The sequence below is a fragment of the Mesorhizobium sp. M7A.T.Ca.US.000.02.2.1 genome, from assembly GCF_003996995.1.
Classification (GTDB): Bacteria; Pseudomonadota; Alphaproteobacteria; order Rhizobiales; family Rhizobiaceae; genus Mesorhizobium.
The window spans coordinates 1-4,217 of the sequence record NZ_RZTT01000479.1 but is presented as its reverse complement, the minus strand read 5'-3'; the positions used below and the strand labels follow the sequence as shown (position 1 = coordinate 4,217).

Sequence of the window (4,217 nt, the reverse complement as noted above, 5' to 3'; positions counted from 1 at the left end):
ATTCAAGCCCCAAATTGGTCCTCCACAGCCGCCAATATAGGTGAATCGTGACAATTGTGCAGTGCAGCATTTGCATACCTGCCATGTCTTGGCGAATTTTTCGACATTTTCTCTAACGGGCGAAACTTTTGGCCGGTGCGTATCGTAGCCTCGAATGCTGGCTACATGGCCGGTTTTTCCTCGCCACTCCTGGCGAATTCCGGACTGCGTGAAAATGCAGTCCGGCTTTTGTTTTTGGGATTGCGGTGGGTCAAGCGGTAGACGAGGCGAAGGCTAAATTCGTTAAGATCGGTGCCATGCATTTTTAACGAGCCGGTTCTATGCTTCGATACCCGAATGGTCGGGCGAGGGGGAGGCTGACATCGCTACTGGCGCCAAGCGGGATTTCGCTTCGTTGCTCGACGACCTCTTCATCGCCCCCGACAAGAATGGCGAGGGCGAAGAGGCCGGCGCTCGTCCATCCATCCCGTTTGACTATCTTTCGGTGGCCGATGAACTCCATTCCGGCCGCATCAAGGTTTCCGCTGCCGAATATCGCGAGGCGGGCGCGGATCTGGCGACGGAATTCGCCGCCTTGCTCGATCATGCCAAGCTGGCTCTCGCCGGCGAAGAGCCAAAGCCCGAGGAAAAGCTGCCGCCGATCGATCCCGAAGCCATCGCCGTCGAACTTGGCCTCGATCAGCCCAAGCAAATCGCCGACTTCAGCCGCATGCGCCGCCGCTTTGCCTTTGCCAACCATCCCGACCGTGTCGCCCCGCATTTGCGCCAGCGCGCCATGATCCGCATGCAAGTGGCCAACATGCTGATCGACGAGGCCAAGCGCCGTGCACTAGCCGGTGCTCGCCGCTAACCCGGCTGGTTCACGCAAAAGTCGGTCTGGCGAGGCTTGGAGAGCGGCTCTGCTTTGCCTATAGATGCGGCTTCCTCCGCGCAGTCGCGCCAGCCTTCCTCCGGAGCCGAATTTCATGCACAAACGCCGTCTCGGTCGGACCGATCTTCTTGTGACCCAGATCTGCCTGGGCTCCATGACCTGGGGCCAGCAGAACACCGAGGCCGAAGGCTATGCACAGATGGACCTGGCCTTCTCCCGCGGCGTCAATTTCATCGACACCGCCGAGCTCTATCCGATCCCGCCCAAGGCGGAGACGCAGGGACGGACCGAAAAGATCATCGGCAGCTGGATGAAAGCCAAGGGCAACCGCGACAAGGTGATCCTGGCCTCGAAGGTCGTCGGCCGCACGGCCAACAGCTGGTTTCGCGGCGACAGGCCGTCGCAACTGGTGCGCGCCGACATCTTTGACGCCATCGACAAGTCGCTGGCCAAGCTCGGCACCGACTATATCGACCTCTATCAGATCCACTGGCCGGAGCGGGATATCCCCTGGGGCGCCAACCCGACGCGCGTCGGCGCCGTGTCGCCGCGCGCCGATTCCGTCGGCGCACCGGCCGACGAAACACCGATCGCCGAGACGCTTGCCGTCTTCGACGACCTGATGAAGGCTGGAAAGATCCGCCATTTCGGGCTGTCGAACGAGAGTTCCTGGGGCGTGATGCGGTTCCTTGCCGAAGCCGACAAGGGCATCGGCCCGCGCGTCGCGTCGATCCAGAACGCCTACAATCTCGTCAACCGCACTTTCGAGGTGAACCTCGCCGAGGTCTGCGAGCGCGAGCAAGTGTCGCTGCTGCCCTATTCGCCGCTGGCCCAGGGCTATCTCACCGGCAAATACGACCATGGCGCGCGACCGCAGGGGTCCCGCTCGCAACTGTTCAATCGCGGCCAGCGCTACGAGACGCCAGGTGCCGCTGAAGCACAGCTTGAATACAATGAGCTGGCGCGCTCCTTTGGCCTGGAGCCGGCACTGTTTGCCAATGCCTATGTCTCGAGCCGGCCGTTCGTAACCTCCAACATCGTCGGCGCAACGACGCTTTCGCAGCTCGACATGGCGCTGTCTTCTGTCGAAATCGTCTGGACCGAAGAGATGCAGAAGGCGGTCGATGCGATCCACCAGCGGGTCGGCAATCCCTGTCCTTGAACGGGATTGGCCGCAAGCCGAATATCCAATGATTACAATGGGAGCAGGGCAACAATGAATTTTCCGATCGAGGCTATCCGGGGAAAATTTCCCGCTCTCTCACTGTCCGACAGGGGCCGCCGCCGAATCTATCTCGACAACCCTGCCGGCACGCAGGTGCCACAGGCAGTGGCGGACGCGGTGTCGCGTTGTCTCTTGACTACCAACGCCAACCTTGGCGGCTTTTTCGAAACGACGGTCGCCGCGCAGGCCGTCGTCGACGACGCGCACCAGGCCATGGCCGATTTCCTTGGCGCCGCAAGCCCCGAGGAAATCATCATCGGCGCCAACATGACGACGCTGACCTATCACATGTCGCGCACGCTCGGCCGCACGATGCAGCGCGGCGACGAGATTATCCTCACCCGCATGGATCATGAGGGCAATGTTTCGCCCTGGCTGCAACTTGCCGAGGATCTCGGGCTCGTCGTGCGCTGGCTGCCGTTCGATGAAAAGAGCTGGCAGGTCGAAGAGGCGACGCTGGCCGGTCTGTTTTCGGAGAAGACACGGCTGGTCGCGTTGAACTACGCCAGCAATTTGACCGGCTCGATCAACCGGGTGAAGCCGCTGACCGCCATCGCCAGGAATGCCGGGGCCCTTGTCTATGTCGATGCGGTCCAGTTCGCGCCGCACGGCCTGATCGACGTGCAGGAGCTCGGCTGCGATTTCCTGATCTGCTCGGCCTACAAATTCTTCGGCCCCCATATGGGCATATTGTGGGGTCGGCGTGATGTTATCGACGACCTGAAACCCTACAAATGCCGCTGCTCGTCCAACGGCCTGCCGGAGCGGTTCGAACTCGGCACGCCGCAGATCGAACTGCTGGCCGGCCTAACGGCGGCGGTTGACTACTTCGCCGACCTTGGCGCGGCGGCAGGCGAGGGCGGTTCAAGAAGGCAGAAGATTGCCAAGGCGTTTGCGGTTTCGATCGCCTATGAAAACCCGCTGGCGCAGCAGCTGATCGATGGCCTGTCCGATATCGATGGCCTGACCATCCACGGCATCACCGATCCGAAGCGGGTTGGTGATCGCGTGCCGACTGTGTCCTTTACGGTCGACGGCATCCTGCCGGAGACGATCGTACGGCAGATGAACGCTGAAAACATCTTCCTGTGGTCCGGCCACAACTACGCCTGGGAGATCGTCCATCAGCTCGGCATTCCGGCCGAGCATGGCGTCGTGCGCATCGGCATCGCCCACTACAACACTACAGCCGAAATCGACGAGACGCTGGAGAGCGTGCATCGGGTCATCGCCATGCTCAGGCAGCAGCGCTCCTGACGCTGGCTTGAGCATTCACCGCGCCTTGCCGCCGAAGCCGGTGAGGAACGCGGTGAGATTGTCGCCGAGTTCGTCGCAGAGATAGCCGCCTTCCTGGACGATGACCGTCGGTAGATCGAGCTTTGCGATAGCCTCGCTGATGCGCGAGAAACCCGGCGTCGTCATCGAAAGTCCACCGAACGGATCGCCCTCGAACGCGTCGAGGCCGAGCGCCACGACCAGCGCGTCGGGCGAAAAAGCGCGGATACGCTGTAACGCCACCGCCAGCGCTTCGAGAAACGCCGCATCGGCGGATTTGCGCGGCAGCGGCAGGTTGAAATTGTAGCCGAGGCCTGGCCCTTCGCCGCGCTCGTCGGCATGGCCCCAGAAGAACGGATAGAAGCGCACGGGATCGGCATGCAGCGAGACGGTCAGCACATCCGGCCGTGCGTAGAAGATGCCTTGCGTGCCGTTGCCGTGATGCAGGTCGACATCGAGGATCGCCACCCGTGCGGCCTGCTTACGCAGAACCTGCGCCGCGACGGCCGAGTTGTTGATGAAACAGAAGCCGCCGGCGACATCGGCAAAGGCATGGTGGCCGGGCGGGCGGCACAGCGCGTAGGCGGCCGGCGCGCCTGACATCACCGCCTCGGCCGCATCGACCGCGCTCCAGGCGCTCCACAGCGCGCTTTGCCAAGTCTCGCCCGAGATCGGGCAAGCAGTATCGGCCATGTGGTAGCCGGCCTGGCCGACTGCCGAGGCCGGGTAGGAGCCGTTGCGCGCGATCGGATGGATGTTGGGGATCACTTCGGCCGAAGCGCCCTCGATGCGCTGCCAGCGCGCGTAGATATGCTCGAGGAAATCCAGATATTCGGGCGTATGCAC

4 protein-coding genes are annotated in these 4,217 nt (G+C 62.3%); 3 read left to right on the top strand and 1 reads right to left on the bottom strand.

Features of this window, described 5'->3' with window-relative positions; all coding sequences use genetic code 11:
- Positions 1-394: 394 nt before the first annotated feature.
- The 3 genes from EOD15_RS29795 (at position 395) to EOD15_RS29785 (ending at position 3,353) form a co-directional block, all read left to right on the top strand.
- Positions 395-850: a hypothetical protein gene (locus tag EOD15_RS29795; RefSeq protein ID WP_127321613.1), complete on the top strand. Its 456-nt coding sequence runs from the start codon at positions 395-397 to the stop codon at positions 848-850.
- A 115-nt stretch (positions 851-965) separates the two neighbouring features.
- Positions 966-2,033, top strand: coding sequence for an aldo/keto reductase (locus tag EOD15_RS29790; protein ID WP_127321612.1), 1,068 nt, complete (start codon positions 966-968; stop codon positions 2,031-2,033).
- A gap of 54 nt (positions 2,034-2,087) precedes the next feature.
- Entirely contained in the window at positions 2,088-3,353 is a 1,266-nt protein-coding gene (locus EOD15_RS29785) for a cysteine desulfurase-like protein (RefSeq protein ID WP_127321611.1), read from the top strand.
- 15 nt (positions 3,354-3,368) lie between these two features.
- Here EOD15_RS29785 and EOD15_RS29780 read toward each other — a convergent pair.
- Positions 3,369-4,217 (bottom strand): histone deacetylase family protein (locus EOD15_RS29780; protein ID WP_148129701.1); only part of this gene is annotated, 849 nt, incomplete at its 5' end.